The 18,015-nt window shown below is 71.4% G+C and carries 22 protein-coding genes; 12 read left to right on the forward strand and 10 right to left on the reverse strand.

All coding sequences use genetic code 11. From position 1 onward, the window contains the following. Positions 1 to 4: 4 nt before the first annotated feature. From AB0M08_RS35135 to AB0M08_RS35150, 4 genes are all read left to right on the forward strand, one after another. On the forward strand, positions 5 to 1,234 hold the full coding sequence (locus tag AB0M08_RS35135; RefSeq protein WP_364503022.1) for a cysteine desulfurase: 1,230 nt from the start codon (positions 5 to 7) through the stop codon (positions 1,232 to 1,234). Next, positions 1,234 to 1,689 (forward strand): Fe-S cluster assembly sulfur transfer protein SufU, encoded by a 456-nt coding sequence (sufU, locus tag AB0M08_RS35140; protein ID WP_364503025.1) that lies wholly within the window; start codon positions 1,234 to 1,236, stop codon positions 1,687 to 1,689. The genes AB0M08_RS35135 and sufU overlap by 1 nt, the downstream gene beginning before the upstream one ends. Positions 1,690 to 1,777: 88 nt before the next feature. Then, the gene (locus AB0M08_RS35145; protein ID WP_364503027.1) at positions 1,778 to 2,314 is read left to right on the forward strand and encodes a metal-sulfur cluster assembly factor; all 537 of its coding nucleotides are present in this window, start codon (positions 1,778 to 1,780) and stop codon (positions 2,312 to 2,314) included. Between the two features lie 199 nt (positions 2,315 to 2,513). Then, a complete protein-coding gene (locus AB0M08_RS35150; protein ID WP_364503030.1) occupies positions 2,514 to 3,272 on the forward strand; it encodes a maleylpyruvate isomerase family mycothiol-dependent enzyme in 759 nt (252 codons plus the stop codon). Between the two features lie 161 nt (positions 3,273 to 3,433). Here AB0M08_RS35150 and AB0M08_RS35155 read toward each other — a convergent pair whose 3' ends face one another. Continuing rightward, positions 3,434 to 3,601 carry a hypothetical protein gene (locus AB0M08_RS35155; protein ID WP_364503032.1) on the reverse strand — a complete coding sequence of 56 codons (168 nt, stop codon included), beginning with the start codon at positions 3,599 to 3,601 and terminating at the stop codon, positions 3,434 to 3,436. Next, positions 3,598 to 4,245: a hypothetical protein gene (locus tag AB0M08_RS35160; RefSeq protein WP_364503035.1), complete on the reverse strand. Its 648-nt coding sequence runs from the start codon at positions 4,243 to 4,245 to the stop codon at positions 3,598 to 3,600. The genes AB0M08_RS35155 and AB0M08_RS35160 overlap by 4 nt, the downstream gene beginning before the upstream one ends. Positions 4,246 to 4,330: 85 nt before the next feature. Here AB0M08_RS35160 and AB0M08_RS35165 point away from each other — a divergent pair, with 85 nt between their 5' ends. Continuing rightward, a complete protein-coding gene (locus AB0M08_RS35165) occupies positions 4,331 to 5,170 on the forward strand; it encodes an alpha/beta hydrolase (RefSeq protein ID WP_364503038.1) in 840 nt (279 codons plus the stop codon). A gap of 71 nt (positions 5,171 to 5,241) precedes the next feature. On the opposite strand, the gene AB0M08_RS35170 is transcribed toward AB0M08_RS35165, so the two are convergent. From AB0M08_RS35170 to AB0M08_RS35180, 3 genes are read right to left on the reverse strand one after another with little or no spacing between them, the layout of a single operon-like run. Then, positions 5,242 to 5,985, reverse strand: a complete 744-nt coding sequence (locus AB0M08_RS35170; protein WP_364503041.1) for an alpha/beta fold hydrolase — start codon at positions 5,983 to 5,985, stop codon at positions 5,242 to 5,244. Positions 5,986 to 5,993: 8 nt separating this feature from the next. Continuing rightward, positions 5,994 to 7,262 (reverse strand): MFS transporter, encoded by a 1,269-nt coding sequence (locus AB0M08_RS35175; RefSeq protein ID WP_364503043.1) that lies wholly within the window; start codon positions 7,260 to 7,262, stop codon positions 5,994 to 5,996. A gap of 30 nt (positions 7,263 to 7,292) precedes the next feature. Then, positions 7,293 to 7,997, reverse strand: coding sequence for a histidine phosphatase family protein (locus AB0M08_RS35180; protein WP_364503046.1), 705 nt, complete (start codon positions 7,995 to 7,997; stop codon positions 7,293 to 7,295). A gap of 200 nt (positions 7,998 to 8,197) precedes the next feature. Between AB0M08_RS35180 and AB0M08_RS35185 the strand changes: the two genes are divergently transcribed. Then, positions 8,198 to 8,791 carry a LysE family transporter gene (locus AB0M08_RS35185; protein WP_364503049.1) on the forward strand — a complete coding sequence of 198 codons (594 nt, stop codon included), beginning with the start codon at positions 8,198 to 8,200 and terminating at the stop codon, positions 8,789 to 8,791. Here AB0M08_RS35185 and AB0M08_RS35190 read toward each other — a convergent pair. After that, positions 8,784 to 8,978 carry a hypothetical protein gene (locus AB0M08_RS35190; protein ID WP_364503051.1) on the reverse strand — a complete coding sequence of 65 codons (195 nt, stop codon included), beginning with the start codon at positions 8,976 to 8,978 and terminating at the stop codon, positions 8,784 to 8,786. The two genes, AB0M08_RS35185 and AB0M08_RS35190, sit on opposite strands and share 8 nt — an antisense overlap. A 24-nt stretch (positions 8,979 to 9,002) precedes the next feature. Beyond that, a complete protein-coding gene (locus tag AB0M08_RS35195; protein ID WP_364503053.1) occupies positions 9,003 to 9,674 on the reverse strand; it encodes a DNA alkylation repair protein in 672 nt (223 codons plus the stop codon). Positions 9,675 to 9,692: 18 nt separating this feature from the next. On the opposite strand from AB0M08_RS35195, the gene AB0M08_RS35200 reads away from it, so the two are divergent. Next, positions 9,693 to 10,328: an acVLRF1 family peptidyl-tRNA hydrolase gene (locus AB0M08_RS35200; RefSeq protein WP_364503056.1), complete on the forward strand. Its 636-nt coding sequence runs from the start codon at positions 9,693 to 9,695 to the stop codon at positions 10,326 to 10,328. Between the two features lie 18 nt (positions 10,329 to 10,346). On the opposite strand, the gene AB0M08_RS35205 is transcribed toward AB0M08_RS35200, so the two are convergent. Further along, the gene (locus AB0M08_RS35205; protein ID WP_364503058.1) at positions 10,347 to 11,237 is read right to left on the reverse strand and encodes a neutral zinc metallopeptidase; all 891 of its coding nucleotides are present in this window, start codon (positions 11,235 to 11,237) and stop codon (positions 10,347 to 10,349) included. A gap of 201 nt (positions 11,238 to 11,438) precedes the next feature. Between AB0M08_RS35205 and AB0M08_RS35210 the strand changes: the two genes are divergently transcribed. The 5 genes from AB0M08_RS35210 to AB0M08_RS35230 all read left to right on the forward strand — a co-directional run bounded on the left by AB0M08_RS35210 (position 11,439) and on the right by AB0M08_RS35230 (position 16,749). Continuing rightward, positions 11,439 to 13,043, forward strand: a complete 1,605-nt coding sequence (locus AB0M08_RS35210; protein WP_364503061.1) for an ABC-F family ATP-binding cassette domain-containing protein — start codon at positions 11,439 to 11,441, stop codon at positions 13,041 to 13,043. 459 nt (positions 13,044 to 13,502) lie between these two features. Beyond that, the gene (locus tag AB0M08_RS35215) at positions 13,503 to 13,730 is read left to right on the forward strand and encodes a helix-turn-helix domain-containing protein (protein ID WP_014441759.1); all 228 of its coding nucleotides are present in this window, start codon (positions 13,503 to 13,505) and stop codon (positions 13,728 to 13,730) included. Further along, positions 13,727 to 14,527 carry an enoyl-CoA hydratase/isomerase family protein gene (locus AB0M08_RS35220; RefSeq protein ID WP_364503064.1) on the forward strand — a complete coding sequence of 267 codons (801 nt, stop codon included), beginning with the start codon at positions 13,727 to 13,729 and terminating at the stop codon, positions 14,525 to 14,527. The genes AB0M08_RS35215 and AB0M08_RS35220 overlap by 4 nt, the downstream gene beginning before the upstream one ends. Before the next feature lie 57 nt (positions 14,528 to 14,584). Then, entirely contained in the window at positions 14,585 to 16,516 is a 1,932-nt protein-coding gene (locus AB0M08_RS35225) for an ABC transporter ATP-binding protein (protein WP_364503067.1), read from the forward strand. Continuing rightward, positions 16,513 to 16,749 (forward strand): hypothetical protein, encoded by a 237-nt coding sequence (locus tag AB0M08_RS35230; protein WP_364503070.1) that lies wholly within the window; start codon positions 16,513 to 16,515, stop codon positions 16,747 to 16,749. The genes AB0M08_RS35225 and AB0M08_RS35230 overlap by 4 nt, the downstream gene beginning before the upstream one ends. On the opposite strand, the gene mug is transcribed toward AB0M08_RS35230, so the two are convergent. Both mug and AB0M08_RS35240 read right to left on the reverse strand, forming a co-directional pair. Then, entirely contained in the window at positions 16,721 to 17,260 is a 540-nt protein-coding gene (gene mug, locus AB0M08_RS35235; protein ID WP_364503073.1) for a G/U mismatch-specific DNA glycosylase, read from the reverse strand. The two genes, AB0M08_RS35230 and mug, sit on opposite strands and share 29 nt — an antisense overlap. Beyond that, positions 17,257 to 18,012: an SDR family oxidoreductase gene (locus AB0M08_RS35240; RefSeq protein WP_364503076.1), complete on the reverse strand. Its 756-nt coding sequence runs from the start codon at positions 18,010 to 18,012 to the stop codon at positions 17,257 to 17,259. The genes mug and AB0M08_RS35240 overlap by 4 nt, the downstream gene beginning before the upstream one ends. Positions 18,013 to 18,015 lie beyond the last annotated feature (3 nt).

Here is an 18,015-nt window from a genome sequence, read left to right on the forward strand (position 1 = left end):
GAAGATGACCTTCGACGTCGCGCGGGTGCGCAAGGACTTCCCGATCTTCGAGCGGGAGGTGAACGGCCACCCGCTGGTCTACTTGGACAGCGCCAACACCTCGCAGAAGCCGGTGCAGGTGCTCGACGTCATGCGCGCGCACCAGGAGAAGCACAACGGCAACGTCTCGCGCTCGGTGCACACCCTGGGCACCGAGTCGACCGAGATGTACGAGGGCGCCCGGGCGAAGATCGCGAGCTTCATCGGTGCGGGCAGCCCCGATGAGGTCGTCTTCACCAAGAACTCCACCGAGGCGATCAACCTGGTGGCGCACTCGGCCGGGCAGCTGCTCGGGCTGAAGCCGGGCGACGAGATCGTGATCTCCGAGATGGAGCACCACTCCAACCTGGTGCCCTGGCAGCTGCTCTGCGAGCGGACCGGCGCCACGCTGCGCTGGTTCGGCATCACCGACGAGGGCCGGCTCGACGAGTCACAGCTCGACGAGCTGGTCAACGAGCGGACCAAGCTGATCTCGGTCGCGCACATGTCCAACACGCTCGGCACCATCAACGACTCGGCCCGGCTGGTCGAACGGGCCCGCCAGGTCGGTGCGCTGGTGATGCTGGACGCCTCGCAGTCGGTGCCGCACTTCCCGGTCGACGTGCGCGCGCTCGGCGTCGACTTCATCGCGTTCACCGGTCACAAGATGCTCGGCCCGACCGGCATCGGCGTGCTCTGGGGCCGCTTCGACCTGCTGGAGCGGATGCCCCCGTTCCTGGCCGGCGGCTCGATGATCGAGACCGTGTCGATGGCGAAGACCACCTACGCTCCGCCGCCGGCCCGGTTCGAGGCGGGCACCCCGCCGATCACCGAGGCGATCGGGCTCGGCGCGGCCGTGGACTACCTGACCGGCATCGGGATGGACGAGATCCACCGGCACGAGCAGGAGATCACCCGGTACGCGCTGGAGCAGCTCTCCGCCGTCCCGGACGTGCGCATCTACGGTCCGTCGACCCCGGAGCGGCGGGGCGGCACGGTGTCGTTCGGCGTCGACGGGGTACACCCCCATGACGTGGGGCAGATCCTGGACGCGCTCGGCGTGGAGGTCCGCGTCGGCCACCACTGCGCCCGGCCGGTCTGCGTGCGTTTCGGCGTGCCGGCGATGACCCGGGCCTCGTTCTACCTCTACACGACCACGGACGAGATCGACGCCCTGGCGCGCGGCCTCGACCAGGTCCGGAAGGTGTTCGGCTGATGATGCTCGACGGGCTTTACCAGGAGATCATCCTCGATCACTACAAGCACCCGCACGGCCGTGGCCTGCGGGATCCGTTCGACGGGGAGGCGCACCACGTCAACCCGACCTGCGGCGACGAGATCACCGTCCGGGTCACCTCGGACCTGACCGACATCTCGTACGACGGCCTCGGCTGCTCGATCAGCCAGGCCTCCGCGTCCGTGCTGCACGAGCTGCTCCAGGGGAAGAGCTCCGGCCAGGCGTCCGAGATCCACCACGCGTTCGTGGAGCTGATGCAGAGCCGCGGTCAGGTGGAGCCGGACGAGGACGTGCTCGGCGACGGGATAGCCTTCGCCGGGGTGGCGAAGTTCCCGGCCCGGGTGAAGTGCGCCCTGCTGCCGTGGATGGCGTTCAAGGACGCCGCGGCCCGTGCCGGTGTGGACGTGGGCGCGAGCCCGGAGGTGACGGCATGACCGACTGCACCGAGCGGCACATGGCCGAGCCGGGCGACGGCGCCGAAGTCGAGGGCCAGCAGGGCATGCCAAGAGAGGGCAGAGCGTAATGACGAGCGAGAACACCGATACCGTACGCACGGTGGCCTCGGCGCCCGGCGACGCCACGGCCGTGGACGACCAGGTCCCGGCCTGGCTGGAGGCCGAGCGGTCCGCGGCCGCGGAGGCGGGCGAGGCGGTCGAGATCCCGGACGCCGGGGTCAACGCGGCCGCCGACCAGGACGAGCCCGCGGCTTCCGTGGAGAAGACCGGCCCGGTCACGAAGGCCACGATCGCCGATATCGAGGAGGCGATGAAGGACGTCGTCGACCCCGAGCTCGGCATCAACGTGGTCGACCTCGGCCTCGTCTACGGCAGTCACGTGGACGACGACAACGTGGTCACCCTCGACATGACGCTGACCTCGGCGGCCTGCCCGCTGACCGACGTGATCGAGGACCAGACCCGGCAGGCGCTGACCACCGGCCCGGGCGGCGGCCTGGTCCAGGACTTCCGGATCAACTGGGTGTGGCTCCCGCCGTGGGGCCCCGACAAGATCACCGACGACGGCCGGGAGCAGCTCCGGGCCCTCGGCTTCAACGTCTGACCCGATGCATCGGAACGGATGCATCTAGCGTGATGCATCTAGCGTGATGCATCGGAAGTGATGCATCGGAAGTGATGCATCAGGTTAGATGCATCTAGCCTGATGCATCAGGCCTGATGCGCCGATCTCCGGTACGTCCAAAGGGCGGTGCGCATCGAGCGCGCCGCCCTTTGTCGTGTCTCGGTGGTAGAAACCGGACATGACGTCTACTCCGCCCTTCCCCGAGCTGATCACCCTGGTCGAGGAGCGGTCCGCCGTACTGCGCCGGGCGTGGGCCGCCGCACCCGACCCGGAGGCGCGGGTGCCGTGCTGCGACGCGTGGTCGATGCGGGACCTGGTCGTGCACCTCGGCGGGGTGCAGCGCTTCTGGGCGGCCACCGCGGCGCACGGCGACCCGAGCGGCCCGCCGCCGGAGGGGAAGGCCGGCGACCGCGCGCCGCACGGCGACCTGCGGGAGTGGTCCGCCGCGTCGACCGAGCTGCTGGTCACCGCGTTGCGCGAGGCGGGCCCGGACGGGCCGTGCTGGGCCTGGTGGGCCGCGTCCGCCGCGGCGTCGCTCACGGTGGGCGCGGTGGCCCGGCACCAGGTTCAGGAGGCGGCGGTTCACGCGTACGACGCCCAGGCCGCGATCGGTGAACCGGAGCCGCTGCCGGCCGCGGTGGCAGTCGACGGCGTCGCCGAGTTCCTGCAGGTGGTGCTCGGTTCCCGGGGCCCGTGGCGGCACCGCCCGGCACGCGTCGCCCTCCAGGCGCTGGAGGGCCCGTCCTGGACCGTCGACCTCTCCCCGGCCGGCGCTCAGACGAACCCGGCGGCGAGCGGCGACCCGGTCACCACGCTCCGCGGTACGACCAGTGATCTGGTGCTCGCCCTCTACCGCCGCATCCCCCTCGCGGCCGTCCGCGTCGACGGCGACCGCGAGGTCGCCGACCAGCTCCGCGAGTGGAGCCGGATGGACTGACCGGTGAGCGGTAGCGGCCGCCGACCAGCTCCGCGAGTGGAGCCGGATGGACTGACCGGTGAGCGGTAGCGGCCGCCGACCGGCTCCGCGAGTGGAGCCGGATGGACTGACCCGTGATCAGTAACGGCCGTACGAAGGGAGCCGGATGGGCTGGCCGATGATCAGGAGCGGTCGAGGGTCAGGGCGAGACGCTGGAGCCACGGCTCAGCCGCGCCGCCGATCTCCGGGTACTCCGCGGCGAAGGCCGTCCTGTCGACGTCGTGCCGGGAGGGCACCGACTCGGCGGTGACGTCGTCGGCTTCCGTACCCAGCTCGGGACGGCCGATCATCGTGCCACCGCCGACGGGGACGGGGTGAGCCAGCCCGCGTCGAGGTCGATGTGGTCGTCGAACGCGACGTACTCCTGCTCCACCGAGATGATCTCGTGGCCGGCCCCGCGCAGGTCGGTGACGAGGCGTTCCAGCCGCTCGGTGGCGGTCTCCCGGCCGACGCCGTGGCAGCGCTGGTTGACGAAGCGCTCCTGCCCACCGCCGGTGAGCCACCGCCGCGCGTTGCGGGAGAGCCGGGCACCGTGCGACTCGGCCAGGGCGGTGAGGGCGGGCAGCGCGGCGCCCCTGGCCGCGGGGAGGCGCACCTTGACGTGGTGCTCGAAGTGCCGGTCGCGCGGTTCGGTGCCCGCCTCCTCGTCGGTGCGCGGCACGCCGGACGACCAGGGGGTCGCCTCGATCTTGGTGCGCCGGGGACGGAAGCCCGCCTCGCGCAGCCGGGCGCACCACCGCTCGGCGATCCTCCGCTGTTCCGTCAGCGTGCCGGTGCCGTGCAGGGTGAGCATCGGCTGCAAGGTGTGCTCGCCCCGGTCGATTTCGATGTGCACGAACGTCGCGCCGTGCTCGGCCGCCCAGACGGCGAGGTCGGCGGCCTGCCCGGCGTCGACCGTCACGTGCGTTTCGAAGTCCCCCGATATGTCGTTCACGCGCGGCAGCCTAACCGGACCCGGGGGAGCGGGGCTGTCGTATTTCGCCGCCTGCGGATCGATGAATACACATAGGATTCCCGGCGTGGAGACCTTTGACGCACCCGACGGCATCCGGCTCGCCCTGCACCGCACCGGTTCCGGTACGCCACTGCTGTGCCTGCCCGGCGGCCCGATGCAGGCGGGGGCGTACCTCGGTGATCTGGGCGGGCTCGGCGAGCACCATGAGCTGCTGATCCCCGACCTGCGGGGCACCGGGTCGTCGGCGGTTCCGGAGGACACCGCGAGCTACCGTTGTGACCGGCTGGTGGACGACGTGGAGGCGCTGCGCGAGCACCTCGGTCTGGAGAGCGTCGACCTGCTGGGGCACTCGGCGGGCGTGACCGTCGCGCTGCTCTACGCGATCCGGTACCCGGAGCGGATCGCGCGTCTCGTGCTGGTCAACCCCAGTCCGCGGGCGGTGCACCTGGAGATCACCGACCTGGAGCGCCGCCAGGTGGCCGAGACGCGGCGCGGCGAGCCGTGGTTCCCGGAGGCGTTCGCGGCGCTCGAACGGCTCCAGTCCGGGCGGAGCGCCCCGGCGGACGGGCGGGCGCTGGCGCCGTTCATCTACGGCCGGTGGGACGCGGAGACCCAGGCGTACTCGGCACGTGAGGCCGAGCAGAAGAACCGGGCCGCCGCGGCGGCGTTCTACGCGGACGGCGCTTTCGACCCCCTTCGGGTACGCACCGGTCTGGCCGAACTCGGTGCGCCGGTGCTGCTGGTCTCCGGCGAGGCCGACCTGCAACTGCCCCCGAAGTGGGCGGCCGAGTACGCGGGTCTCTTCCCGCAGGCCGAGCTCGCCATGGTCCCGGACGGCGGCCACTTCGCGTGGCTCGACGACGCCGACTGGTTCGTCCAGACGATCACCGCGTTCCTCCACTGACGGTCACGGTTCTGGCTGGTTCCCAGGGGTGTATCCGGGCCTCCGATACACCCCTGGGAACCAGCCGGGGGTCAGCGGAGAGCGTCGACGAGCAGCGGGTTGATCAGGTCGGGGCGCTCCATCGAGGGGAGGTGACCCGCCCAGTCCAGCTCGACGTGGCGCGCGCCGGGGATCTCGGTCACCAGACGAGCGGCGATCTCCCGGAAGTCCGGCAGATCGTGGGCGCCCGTCACGAGGAGAGTCCGGGCGGTGACGGTTCTGGGGTCGTACTCGACCTGAAGGGGTGAAGGGTCCTCGGCGGCGAGCTGAACCTCGAAGACGTTGCGCTGCATGGTGCTCAGCGCGGTCCGTGCCGCCTCGTCCGCCTCCGGGCCCAGCCACTGCTCGACATTGACGGCCACCGCTCCGTCGATGTCGCCGGCCTCCAGCAGTTCGTCCTCCCGCTGTCCGAAAGCGAGCATCCCGGGACTGTGCGGGTGCCCCCGCAGCGCGGTGCAGAGCAGGACCAGCCGGGTGATCCGATCCGGCCATCGCGCGGCGATCTCGATGGCCACCCGGCCGCCGCCCGAAGCGCCGACCAGGGCGACCCGGCCGCTGTCCAGGGAGCCGATCAGCGCGACGACGTCGTCGGCGTTGTTCCAGGGGCCGGTCGGCATCGGGGATTCGCCGAAACCGCGCAGGTCGCAGCGGAGCACCCGGAAACCGGCCTCGGTCAGCGCCGGGATCTGGGGGTCCCACATCCGGCGGTCGGCGGCGGTCGAATGGAGCAGGACAACGGTGGGACCGGAACCGGTCACGTCATGAGAGAGAGTCATCGGCATCATTATCGCGCCGCCGTCCCGGCGGCGACCCGGGGCCTGGCGGTCACCTGCCGGCCCTCGTCGAGCGCGCGCCAGTTGGAGAAGAGGAACGGCGCGAAGGTCACCGCGACATAGCCGATTCCGGCCAGCAGCGCTCCGGTACGCAGCCCCAGCTCGTCCGCGGCCCAGCCGCCGAGCACGCCACCCAGCGGGATGCCGGCCCACGACACCGCGATCAGCAGGCTCATCACCCGGCCGTGCATGCTCGCCGGGATCCGGTCGTAGGCGGCCGCGAGCAGGATCGGGTTGACCGTGGACATCAGGGCGCCGGCCAGTGCGGCGACGGTCAGCACCACCCAGAGGCGGTCGGTGAGCGCAAGCGCGAAGAGCTGCGCGGGGCCGCCGAGCAGGAAGCAGGTCGCGAAGGTGAGCCGGCGTGGCAGGCGGGGCGAGACGATCGTGTAGAGGATGTTGCCGGCCACCGCGCCCAGGCCGAAGGCGCAGCCCAGCACGCCGAGGGCGGCGGGTCCGTGCGGCCCGTCCCGCACCCAGACGGGCACGAAGACCGTGGCGTACGCCTGATCGAGGAGGTTCGTCGCGAAGAGCAGCGACATGATGCCGACGATCAGCCGGTCTTCGCGGACGTACCGGAAGCCGCCGCGGAGCGCCTCGGCGTAGCCCTGGTCGTCGGCGGCCGGGCGGTCGACCGAGCCGACCCGGACGAAGACCGAGATCAGCAGTGCGCCGATCGCGAAGCTCGCCGCGTCGAACAGCAGCACCCGGGCCGGGCCGATCGCGGCGATCAGCAGGCCGGCGACGGGTAACCCGATCAGCGTGCAGGCGCGGCTGATCCCGTCGTACATCGCGGTGCCGCGTTCGGTGGAGAGCCCGGCCTCGGCGATCGCACGGGGGAGCAGCGCGCGTTTGGCGGTGTCGCCGAACCCGCGGAGCGCGCCGGCCAGCGCGATCAGGGCGAGCATCGTGCCGTACGGGATGATCTCGGTCATCGCCAGCAGCGGGATGCCGCTGACCGCGAGGATGCTGGCGGTGTCGGCGGCGACCGCGGTCGGGCGCGGTCCGACCCGGTCCACGATAGGACCGCCGAGAAGACCGGCCAGGACGTACGGGAGCATCTCGGCGAAGCCGGCGATTCCGGCGAGCAGGGCCGAGTCGGTGGTGGTGAGGACCAGCCAGGGCAGGGCCACGAAGGTGATACGGCTGCCCAGCATGGAGACCGCTTCGGCGAACAGCAGGCCGCGCAGCTGTCGTTGGGCGGGAGAGGGGGTGGGCATCGTCCGAACCTATCTGCACGGGGGCATCTGTCAATGACGCCTATCGATGTCTAGATGGTCGACGACGTTGTACCGGTCCAGCGTGAGCTGGTCGTTCGTACCGGCGAACCGGGTGATGGACGCGTTCCGGACACTGCCCGAGGCGGCCTCGACGGCCAGCACCCGGTCCCAGTCCAGACCCTCGATCACGGCGCGGGCCATCAGCACCACCGCGTCGTGCGCCACCACGATCACCCGGCGGCCGTCGTACGCCCGGTGCAGATCGTCGAGAAAGGACGCGAGCCGGGCCTCGACGTCGGCGAACGACTCGCCGCCCGGCGGCGCGTAGCGGTACTCGCCGGCCTGGGCCCGCCGTGCCGCCTCGCCCGGGAATCGCGCCGCGACCGCCGCCGTGGTGAGCAGCTCCAGGTCGCCCATCAGGCGGTCGACCAGCCGGTCGTCGGTCCGCGGCGTGGGCAGCGGCACCCCGGAGACGTGCGCGGCGAGCCGCCACGTCTCCCGGGCGCGGAGGTACGGCGAGGTGATCACCACCTCCGGCCGGTGCTCGGGCGGCTGCCCGGCCAGCCAGCCACCGACTGCGGCCGCCTGCTCCTCGCCGAGCGGCGTGAGCGGCACCTCCGCGTCCCGGCCGCTGACCGCGGCGTCCAGCAGCCCGCGCGCGTTGGCGTGGGCGAAGGCGACGTTGGCGAGGCTCTGCCCATGCCGGACCAGGGTGAGTTCCGCTACGACAGCCATGATCGGACCCTATCGGTCACCAACAGCAGCCGGAAGGGTGCATGTGGTGACCAATATTCGGTGGTTGCTGTGGATGAAGGACGAGATGATTCCCGCATGACCGTGTGGTGGGCGTACCCCGTCGTTGTCGTCGCGATGGCCGATCGGGCCACGCGACAGCAGCTCACGCCCACCGGAGAGGTCCCGGCACCGCAGCCGTCATGAGCGCGGCCTTCCTGTCCGGCGTGATCGCCGGATACGGCATCGCCGTGCCCGTCGGCGCGATCGGGGTGCTGATCGCGGGCCTCAGCGCACGGGTCTCGCTGCGCGTCGGCGCGGCGGCGGGCCTCGGCGCGGCCACCGCGGACGGCGTCTACGCGCTGCTCGCGGTCGCCGGCGGCGCTGCGGTGGCGGCGGTCGTGGCCCCGATCGCGGTGCCGCTGCGCTGGCTGGGCGCGGCGATCCTGCTGGTCCTGGCCGCCCGGACGGCGTGGGGCGCCTTCCGGCCGGTCACCGAGCGGGACGAGCGCCCGGTGTCGGCGTCGCGGGCGTACACCGCGATCCTCGGCCTGACCCTGCTGAACCCGGCGACGGTGCTCTACTTCGCGGCCCTGGTCCTGACCGGCGACCACGCCGGCGCCGGCGGCATCTGGTTCGTCACGGGTGCCTTCCTCGCCTCGGCGAGCTGGCAGCTGCTGATCGCGGGCGGCGGCTCTCTGATCGGCCGCACCCTGACCGGCCCCCGCGGCCGCACGGTGACCGCCCTGCTCTCCGCCACGGTCATCGCGGTCCTCGCGGTGCGCCTGCTCACGTGAACAGGTTCCCGGCGAGATGCCCGGCGTGGTGACCGTGCCAGTCCGCGCCGGCGTCGTCCGGCGGGCAGAACTCCAGGACCCACTCGACGAGCTGCCAGGTCGGGCGGCCGGTGAGCCGGCCGCTGGCCGGCGCGACCGGCCTCGCCCTCGTCGGCGGCCAGGTCGCGCGCCGCATGGCGATAGGCACCGGCCGTCTCCCGGCGATCCCCGGTCAGAGGTGCTTGGCGGCCTCGCGGAGGGAGAGTGGGGAGAGGCGGTCGCGCTGGGCGGTCAGGAAGGAGCGGACCGCCTCCGGGTCCGTGCGGGCGTAGTGGCGCAGGGCCCAGCCGATCGCCTTGCGGATGAAGAAGTCCGGGTGGGACGCCTGACGGGTGCAGTAGCCGAAGAGGCGGTCGGTGTCGGTCGCCGTGCCGTAGTGGAGCTGGTGCAGCAGCGCCGTCCGGATCAGCCACATGTCCGCCGCGCCGGACCACTCGTCCATCCGGGCCACCAGTGCCGGATGGCGCCGGACCAGTCCGCCGGCGACGTGGGTGGCGAGCGGGTCGACCGTGTCCCACCACGACTTCGTGGTGATCAGCTCCTGGCAGACGTCGAGGAAGCCCGGGCCGGGGGTCCGGAGGTGGGCGGCCAGGTGATCACACGCGAACTGCTGGAACTCGCGCTCCCGGAGGGCCCAGCAGGCCCTGGCCGTCGACGCCAGCTCGTCCTCGGTGGGGCGGGGCAGGCCGGCGAGCGCATCGCGGGCCGCGGCGCGGCGGGCGCCGGCGCTCAGGCCCAGGAAGGCGAACTGGTCGCGCATGTACGCCGCCATCGCCGGGGCGCGTGCCGGATCGCCGGCCGACTCGAAGGCGCTGACGAGGCGGCCCATCAACGGGGAGGTCACCGTCGTAGGCTTGCACGAATGGGCGAGCGAGCGGCCGCGGGCGGCGGGAAATGGGTGGATGTCGCGCCGGAACGGCTTCCCCGCTGGCTGGAGAACTTCGCGGGGCGGCATGGTGCGTACGTGGAGAGCGGTCTGACGGTGACCGCCGCCGACGGTGTGTCGGCGACGTTGCACGAGCCTCCCGGCGCCCGGCCGTGCGCGACGATCGGGGAGCTGATCGGCGAAGCGGAGGCGCCGCGTCTGCTGGGCCTGCTGCTCGCGCGCAAGGGCGCGGTCGCCGTCGGTGTCGCCGACGGACCGGAACTGATCACGTCCAAGGTGGACACGCACTATGTGCAGGGCCGGACGGCCGCGGGTGGCTGGTCGCAGCAGCGGTTCGCGCGCCGCCGCGACAATCAGGCGAAGGCGGCGGCTGCCGACGGCGCCGGCATCGCGGGCCGCCTGCTTCTCTCCCGGGTACGCACGATGGCGGCGCTGGTGGCCGGGGGTGACCGTGCGGCGGTCGACGCCATCCTCGCCGCGCCGCAGCTGGCGCCGCTGGCCCCGTTGCGGGCGGACCGGCTCCTCGACGTGCCGGAGCCGCGGCACGCGGTGCTGGTCAGCGCCGTGGCCGCGGCTCGCGCGGTGTCGATCTTGATCAGAGAGGAGAGCTGATCAAGGAGGAGAGAGGGGTCAGTCGCCTTCCTTGACCGCGCCGTCGGCGAACGTGTCGCACTTCGCCGGGTCGGCGCTGTCGTAGCCGGTGCGGAACCACTTCTGCCGGTCGGCGGAGGTGCCGTGGGTGAACTCGGCCGGGTTGACCGTGCCGCCGTTGCGCTTCTGCAGCGTGTCGTCGCCGATCTGTCCGGCGGTCTGCAGGCCCTCCTGGATGTCCTCGTCGGTGATGCTCTTGAAGATCTTCACGCCCTTGGCGTCGGAGGTGCTGGTCGCCCCCTTGGCCCAGGCGCCGGCGTAGCAGTCGGCCTGCAACTCCAGCTTGACCGAGCCGAGGTTGGTGCCGCCCGAGTCGGTGCCGAGCAGGTCCTGCACGTGGTGGCCGTACTCGTGGGCGAGCACGTACGGCTGGGCGAACTCGCCGGGCGCGCCGAGCTCGTCGGCGAGCTGCTGGTAGAAGGTCAGGTCGATGTAGACGTGGTCGTCCGAGGGGCAGTAGAACGGGCCGACCCCGGAGTCCGCGGTGCCGCAGCCGGTGCTCACCCGGTCGGAGAAGATCTTGGTGGTCGCCTTCTCGTAGTCCCTGTCGAACGCCTTCGGCATCTCCGCGGCCCAGTACGCCTGGATCGAGTTGATGTAGAGGACGTTCCGGCACTCCAGCGTCTCGGTGGCGTTCTCCTTGGCGCACTGCTCGTTGAGCGAGGTGTTGTCCCCGGACGACGAGCCGCCGCCCAGGTTGTTGACGCCGAAGTAGCCGCCGACGACGAGCAGGATGACGGTGATCACGATCCCGGTGAGGCCACCGCCCCCGACCGGGATCATGCCGCCGAGTCCTCCTCCGCCGCCGCCTGATCCGCGGACGTCCTCGACCTGACTGGTATCGATCTCGGCGTTCTCGTTGAGCTCCATGTCGTCCTCACTCAGCCGGGGTTGCCGGGCACGTACCCGATGATCTTGCGACTTAATCGAGTTCGAGGTAGAGCCCGCGGTTGGGTACTATTGCGGCGTGCTGCTCTGCGAAGGCTGACCTGCCCCCGCCGACCATCTTCACGGATGGCCGGCGTTTTACTGCGCCCTGAGTCAGCCCGATCACCGAGAGCGAGAATTTTCATGATCACCGCCACCGGACTGGAACTCCGTGCCGGCGCACGCATCCTGATCTCCCCGACCACCCTGCGGGTGCAGCCCGGCGACCGGATCGGCCTGGTCGGTCGCAACGGTGCGGGCAAGACCACCACGCTCAAGGTGCTGGCCGGCGAGGGCATGCCGTATGCGGGGCAGGTCGAGCGGACCAGTGAGATCGGTTACCTCCCGCAGGACCCGCGCACCGGCGACCTGAACGTGACCGGCCGGGACCGGGTGCTCTCCGCCCGCGGGCTGGACGTCATCCTCGCCGAGATGCAGAAGCTGGAGATCCAGCTGGAGGAGAGCGCCGAGGACAAGCTCGTCCGGCGCTACGGCCAGCTGGAGGACCAGTTCTCCGCCCTCGGTGGGTACGGTGCCGAGGCCGAGGCCGCCCGGATCTGCGCCAACCTCGGGCTGCCCGACCGCGCCCTCGCGCAGACCATCGGCACCCTCTCCGGTGGTCAGCGCCGCCGGATCGAGCTGGCCCGGATCCTGTTCGCCAACTCCGGGCAGAACGGCAAGGGCATCCTGCTGCTCGACGAGCCGACCAACCACCTCGACCAGGACTCGATCGCCTGGCTCCGGGGCTACATGGCCCAGCACAAGGGCGGCCTCATCGTGATCAGTCACGACGTGGAGCTGCTCGACGCGGCGGTCAACAAGGTCTGGTATCTGGACGCCAACCGCTCGGTCGTCGACATGTACAACATGGGCTGGAAGACGTACCTGGAGGCGCGCGAGACCGATGAGCGCCGCCGCCGCCGGGAGCGGGCCAACGCGGAGAAGAAGGCCGGCGCCCTGATGGCGCAGGCCGACAAGATGCGGGCCAAGGCGACCAAGACGGTGGCCGCGCAGAACATGGCGAAGCGGGCCGAGAAGCTCCTCGGCGGCCTGGACGAGGTCCGCACCTCGGACAAGGTGGCGAAGGTCCGGTTCCCGAGCCCGGCGCCCTGCGGCAAGACCCCGCTGACCGCGCACGGCCTGTCGAAGTCGTACGGCTCGCTGGAGATCTTCGCGGACGTGGACGTGGCGGTGGACCGGGGCTCCCGGGTCGCCATCCTCGGCCTGAACGGTGCCGGCAAGACCACCCTGCTGCGGATCCTCGGCGGCATGCTGGAGTCGGACACCGGCGAGGTGCGCGCGGGGCACGGCCTGCGGCTCGGCTACTACGCCCAGGAGCACGAGACCCTGGACGTGGACCGGACGATCCTGGACCACATGCGCAGCGCCGGCTCCGAGCAGACCGACACCGAGCTGCGGAAGATCCTGGGGGCCTTCCTCTTCTCCGGCGACGACGTGGACAAGCCGGCCGGCGTGCTCTCCGGCGGGGAGAAGACCCGGCTGGCCCTGGCCACCCTGGTCTGCTCCGGCGCCAACGTGCTGCTGCTGGACGAGCCGACCAACAACCTCGACCCGGTCAGCCGCGAGCAGGTGCTGGACGCGATCGCCAACTACCCGGGCGCCATCGTGCTGGTGAGCCACGACGCCGGCTGTGTGGCGGCGCTGAAGCCGGACCGCGCGATCCTGCTGCCGGACGGCGACGAGGACACCTGGAGCGACGACATGCTGGAGCTCGTCGAGCTGGCCTGAGCGCCGGTCCACGAAACCCGGTACCCCTCCTGGGGCGCCGGGTTTCCTTGATCGTGGACATCGTCAGTTGTCAACTGGTGCCCACACAGACAGTGCGATGTTCGGGCGTTTGCGGGCAGGCTGGACCTACCGCGGCCGGGCCCCGCGCCGTCGCACAGCCGGCTCATAGAAACCGGGCGCGGCGCCAGGCCGGACTCGGACGAGGTGCCTCGATCGAGTGTTTCTGCAGGTGATCGACGGTCTTGGGAACCCATCCAGGGTACGTCCCGCGGGCCGGAATTGTGCCCCGTGGCGGCGCCGGCAAAGTGTCTGACATTGATGCCCGTGGTAACCGTCATGTTCCTGACAGTAATAAATGGGCACGTTCCTCGACGCGAGATGCCTGGCGCATGATCGTTGGAGGCGGTGTAATAGGTGGGACCGTATCTGACCGCACTGTCTGCGACGTGAGGATTCAAGATGGCAGCCACTGGCACAGCTACCAGTACTGAGAAGGGTCGTCGAATCGTCGGTAGCGAGCGGCAGTCGCTCGCCAAGGACCTGGTGAAGCGTTACACCTCCGGGGAGAGCATCCGGGCCCTCGCCGCTTCCACCGGCCGCTCCTATGGATTCGTCCACCGCGTGCTCACCGAATCGGGTGTGCAGCTACGCCAGCGTGGCGGCGCCCGCCGCCGCAAGAAGGCGTGACGGCCGGCAGCGCCGGCCCGGCAAACGCGGTAACCACCGACGAGGTAGGCGTTCGCTACGAACAGGCCGGGCCGGTGGCAACGGTGACGTTGACCCGGCCCGACGTACTCAATGCCCAGACTCCAGCCATGTGGTCGGAGCTCGGCACCATTTCCCGGAAATTGCCCGGCGACGTCCGCGTCGTCATTGTCCGGGCCGAAGGGCGCGCGTTTTCCGCGGGCCTGGATCTGTCGGTCGCGCAAGGGACCGGCGATTCTTCTCTGGCCCGTCTGGCGCAGTTGTCGGCGACCGAGTGCGCGGATCGGATTGCCGGCTTCCAGACCGCGTTCACCTGGTTGCGGAGTCCCTCCATCGTATCGATCGCGGCGGTGCAGGGGCATGCGATCGGCGCGGGATTCCAGCTCGCACTCAACTGTGACATGCGCGTGCTGGCGGACGACGCCAAGTTCTCCATGGCCGAGGTGACTCTCGGACTCGTACCCGATCTCGGCGGCACCAAACGGCTCACCGAGCTGGTCGGTCCGTCGCGGGCACTGGAGATATGCGTGACCGGGCGGCGGATCGCCGCGGACGAGGCGGACCGGCTCGGTCTGGCCACCGCCGTGGTGCCGCGGACCGAGCTGGACCCGGCGGTCGAGGACCTCGCCGCCGCGATCCTGGCCGGGAATCCCGGAGCGGTCGCCGAGATCAAGGCGCTGCTGGCCGGCGCTCCCGGCCGGTCGTACGCGGAGCAGGACCGCGCCGAGCGGGAGGCACAGACCCGCCGGCTGGCAGAGCTCCTCGGAACCGGAGAGTAGGAATAGCGGCCCCACCTCCCGGGTTGCTCGAAAGTGCCGGCCCGGGAGGTGTGACGTATGAGCATGTCGAGCTGGGGCATGCTGCGCGCGATCCAGCAGTCCGACAAGGTGGCGGACCACCGGGTCAAGCGCGGCACCACCCGGCGCATCCTGCGGTTCGCCCGGCCCTACCGCCGGGACATCACGGTCTTCCTGATCGCCGTCGTCTTCGACGCCGGCATCGGGGTGGCGACGCCACTGCTCGCCGGTGACGTGGTCAACGCGATCACCGGCGGCGGCGCCGGCGCGGCGGGCACGGTGGTGCGCATCGCGCTGTTCATCGCCGGTCTCGCGGTCGCCGACGCGCTGCTCTCGCTGGTCCAGCGCTGGTACTCGGCGCGGATCGGCGAGGGGATCATCCTCGACCTGCGCACCCGCGTCTACGACCATGTGCAGCGGATGCCGTTGCAGTTCTTCACGCGTACCCAGACCGGTGCGCTGGTCAGCCGGCTCAACAACGACGTGATGGGTGCGCAGCGGGCGTTCACCTCGACGGTCTCCGGCGTGCTGAGCAACGTGATCCAGCTGGTGCTCACGGCGGCCGTGATGTTCACCCTCTCCTGGCCGATCACCGTGCTCTCGCTGTTGCTCCTGCCGGTCTTCATCGTCCCGGCGCGGCGGGTCGGCAAGCGGCTCGCCGAGATCACCCGGGAGTCGTACAACCTCGACGCGACGATGAACGCGACGATGACCGAGCGCTTCAACGTCTCCGGAGCGCTGCTGGTCAAGCTCTTCGGCCGCCCCGAGGCCGAGGCGGCGCGCTTCGGCGAGCGGGCCGAGAGGGTCCGCGACATCGGGGTCCAGCAGGCGATGTTCTCCCGGACCTTCTTCGTGGCCATGCTGCTGGTCGCCTCTCTCGCGCAGGCTCTGACGTACGGGCTGGGTGGCTGGCTCGCCGTGCGCGGCGAGGTCTCGGCCGGCACCGTGGTCACGCTGGCGCTCCTGCTCACCCGCCTGTACGGCCCGCTCACCGCGCTCAGCAACGTCCGGGTCGACGTGATGAGCGCGCTGGTCTCGTTCGACCGGGTCTTCGAGGTCCTCGACCTGAAGCCCGGCATCGACGAGAAGCCGGGCGCGACGCCGATCCCGGCGGGCGCGGGCCGGATCGAGTTCCGCGACGTCTGGTTCCGCTACCCGAGCGCGAGTGAGGTCTCGCTCGCCACCCTGGAGGACGTGGCGACCCTGGACCGGACCGAGAACACGCCGGTGCTGCGCGGCGTCGACTTCACGGTCGAGCCGGGGCGGATGGTCGCGCTGGTCGGGCCCTCCGGCGCGGGCAAGTCGACCACCTCGATGCTGGTCTCCCGGGTCTACGACACCACCTCGGGCGCGGTGCTGATCGACGGTGTCGACGTCCGCGACGCGACGCTGGGCTCGCTGCGCGACACGGTCGGCGTGGTCACCCAGGACTCGCACCTCTTCCACGAGACCATCGCGGAGAACCTGCGGTACGCCCGCCCGGACGCGACCGAGGAGCAGATGTGGGCCGCGCTGGCCGGCGCCCAGGTGGACACCCTGGTCCGCAGCCTGCCGGACGGGCTGGAGACGGTGGTGGGTGAGCGCGGCTACCGCTTCTCGGGCGGGGAGAAACAGCGCATCGCGATCGCCCGTCTGCTGCTCAAACAGCCGTCGATCGTGATCCTCGACGAGGCGACCGCGCACCTGGACAGCGAGTCCGAGGCGGCCGTGCAGCGCGCGCTCACCGAGGCGCTCAAGGGCAGGACGGCGCTGGTCATCGCGCACCGTCTCTCCACCGTCCGGGCCGCCGATCAGATCCTGGTGATGGAGCACGGCCGGATCGTCGAGCACGGCCGCCACGAGGACCTGGTCGCGGTCGGCGGTCTTTACAGCGAGCTTTACCGTACGCAGTTCGCCGAGGCGATCCCGGCACCCGCCCACGAGGAGGAGGTGTCGATCGTCACGGTCCCGGCCGGTACCGTGGAACCGTGACCGGCCTCCTGGTGTTCGCCGTGTTCTTCGCCGCGCTGCTCTACCTCTTCGCCCGGTTCGGCAGGTGGGTGAAGCGCAAGGGCATCGGCGGCGGCATCATGGGCCCGATCGACGAGGCCTGGCACCCGAACGCCGACCGGTTCCGCCGCGAGACGGTGATCCACGAGCAGCGGGTGCTGCCGCCCCGCCCGGGCGACGAGACGACTACGCCGCGGCCTCGCGCAGCCGGGTGAACTCCTCGATCAGCCGGGGGAGCTGGTAGGAGGCGTTCAGTCCGCTCGGGTTCGGGAGCACCCAGACCCCGACGCCGCCGATCTCCTCGGGCTGCGGGCCCACCCCGGCCTTCGGGCGCCCGAACGCGGCACGGTACGCCGTGACCCCGAGGATCGCGATGTGGGCCGGCCGGAACGTGCGTACCCGGGAAGCGAGAAGGGAACCACCCAGCCGGAACTCCTCCGGAGAGAGTTCGTCGGCACGGGCCGTGGCCCGGGCCACGACGTTGGTGATGCCCAGGCCGAGCGCGGGCAGCAGGTGTTGCTCGGAGGGGTGCAGCAGGCGGCCGGTGAAGCCGGCGCCGTGCAGGGTCGGCCAGAACCGGTTGCCGGGCCGGGCGAAGTGGTGGCCGGTCGCCGCCGAGTAGAGGCTCGGGTTGATCCCGGAGAAGAGCACCCGCAGACCGGGACCGATCACATCGGGGATGGTCCGGTCCGCGGCGGCACGCAGCTCGTCGAGGGTGGGCTTCACAGTGTGCGCAGGGAGCCGCCGTCGACCGGGACCACGCAGCCGGTCACGAAGCTCGCCGCGGGGGAGAGCAGGAACGCGGCCGCGCGACCGAATTCGATGGGCTCGGCGATCCGCCGCAGCGGGATCGCGGCGATCACCTCGGCGGTGGCGGCGGCCGGGTCGTCGGTGGCCTCGAAGAGCTCCCGGCTACGGGCGGTCATGAACCGGCCGGGCAGGATGCTGAGCACCCGCACGCCGCGCGGCCCGAACTCGTCGGCCATGTCCTTGGCGACCATGGCGAGCCCCGGCCGGAAGCCGCTGGAGACGCCGAGCCCGGCCAGCGGCGTCTTCACCGAGGTGGAGAGCACGAGAGCGATCGCACCGCCCTCGGGCAGCGCGTTCGCGACGGTGCGGGCGGTGCGGACCGAGCCGAGGAAGACCGTCTCGAAGGCGGCCCGCCACTGCGCGTCGTCGATCGAGGCCGCGGTGCCCGGGGTGGGCCCGCCGACCGAGATCAGCGCGCCGTCCAGCCGGCCGAACCGCTCCAGCGCGGTGTCCACCAGCTCCCGCGGGGTGCCGTCGTCGGCCAGGTCGGCGGCGAGCCCGGCCGCGTTCGGCCCCAGCTCGGCGACGGCCTCGGCGACCTGCTCGGCGTTCCGCGAGGAGATCACCACCCGTGCCCCGTCGTCGACCAGCGCCCGCGCGGTGGCGAACCCGAGGCCGCGCGAGGCCCCGGTGAGGATGAAGACGCGATCGGCCAGCCCGAGATCCATGGG

This window comes from Actinoplanes sp. NPDC051851, from assembly GCF_040681165.1.
Taxonomy (GTDB): Bacteria; Actinomycetota; Actinomycetes; order Mycobacteriales; family Micromonosporaceae; genus Actinoplanes.

Excerpts from the sequence above, each read along its gene's own strand:
- AB0M08_RS35135 (WP_364503022.1), top strand. The coding sequence starts at position 5 with ATGACCTTCGACGTCGCGCGGGTGCGCAAGGACTTCCCGATCTTCGAG.
- sufU (WP_364503025.1), top strand. The coding sequence starts at position 1,234 with ATGATGCTCGACGGGCTTTACCAGGAGATCATCCTCGATCACTACAAG.
- AB0M08_RS35145 (WP_364503027.1), top strand. The coding sequence starts at position 1,778 with ATGACGAGCGAGAACACCGATACCGTACGCACGGTGGCCTCGGCGCCC.
- AB0M08_RS35150 (WP_364503030.1), top strand. The coding sequence starts at position 2,514 with ATGACGTCTACTCCGCCCTTCCCCGAGCTGATCACCCTGGTCGAGGAG.
- AB0M08_RS35155 (WP_364503032.1), bottom strand. The coding sequence starts at position 3,601 with ATGATCGGCCGTCCCGAGCTGGGTACGGAAGCCGACGACGTCACCGCC.
- AB0M08_RS35170 (WP_364503041.1), bottom strand. The coding sequence starts at position 5,985 with ATGACTCTCTCTCATGACGTGACCGGTTCCGGTCCCACCGTTGTCCTG.
- AB0M08_RS35175 (WP_364503043.1), bottom strand. The coding sequence starts at position 7,262 with ATGCCCACCCCCTCTCCCGCCCAACGACAGCTGCGCGGCCTGCTGTTC.
- AB0M08_RS35180 (WP_364503046.1), bottom strand. The coding sequence starts at position 7,997 with ATGGCTGTCGTAGCGGAACTCACCCTGGTCCGGCATGGGCAGAGCCTC.
- AB0M08_RS35185 (WP_364503049.1), top strand. The coding sequence starts at position 8,198 with ATGAGCGCGGCCTTCCTGTCCGGCGTGATCGCCGGATACGGCATCGCC.
- AB0M08_RS35200 (WP_364503056.1), top strand. The coding sequence starts at position 9,693 with ATGGGCGAGCGAGCGGCCGCGGGCGGCGGGAAATGGGTGGATGTCGCG.
- AB0M08_RS35205 (WP_364503058.1), bottom strand. The coding sequence starts at position 11,237 with ATGGAGCTCAACGAGAACGCCGAGATCGATACCAGTCAGGTCGAGGAC.
- AB0M08_RS35210 (WP_364503061.1), top strand. The coding sequence starts at position 11,439 with ATGATCACCGCCACCGGACTGGAACTCCGTGCCGGCGCACGCATCCTG.
- AB0M08_RS35215 (WP_014441759.1), top strand. The coding sequence starts at position 13,503 with ATGGCAGCCACTGGCACAGCTACCAGTACTGAGAAGGGTCGTCGAATC.
- AB0M08_RS35225 (WP_364503067.1), top strand. The coding sequence starts at position 14,585 with ATGAGCATGTCGAGCTGGGGCATGCTGCGCGCGATCCAGCAGTCCGAC.
- AB0M08_RS35240 (WP_364503076.1), bottom strand. The coding sequence starts at position 18,012 with ATGGATCTCGGGCTGGCCGATCGCGTCTTCATCCTCACCGGGGCCTCG.